Origin of the sequence: Lactobacillus delbrueckii subsp. delbrueckii DSM 20074 = JCM 1012 (assembly GCF_001433875.1) — a bacterium.
In the GTDB taxonomy this organism is placed as follows: Bacteria; Bacillota; Bacilli; order Lactobacillales; family Lactobacillaceae; genus Lactobacillus; species Lactobacillus delbrueckii.
This window is the reverse complement of the sequence record NZ_AZCR01000056.1, coordinates 1-214: the sequence shown is the minus strand read 5'-3', so window position 1 is coordinate 214 and position 214 is coordinate 1. Positions and strand designations below refer to the sequence as shown.

1 pseudogene is annotated in these 214 nt (G+C 48.1%); it reads right to left on the bottom strand.

Going from position 1 to position 214, the window contains the following annotated elements:
* A pseudogene (locus tag FD23_RS10675) lies at positions 1-214 on the bottom strand (RNA-guided endonuclease TnpB family protein); the annotation flags it as partial.

Genomic DNA, 214 nt, shown 5'->3' with positions numbered 1-214 from the left:
TGCGCTGACCGGTAGCTCTTGTCATACGACTTTCTGCCGATATTGTTCTGCTCCAGATTCTTGAGCTTGCCAAGCAGTTTTCTTTTCTTCCTCAAAGCAGTCTTAGACAAAGGTTGGTTTGCCTTCTCCAGCAGCTCAAGCTGCTGATTGAGCTGCCAGCGCAAACTCATATATGGCTGGCGATTTGCGTTTCGCTTGCCGTATTTGTCAACGA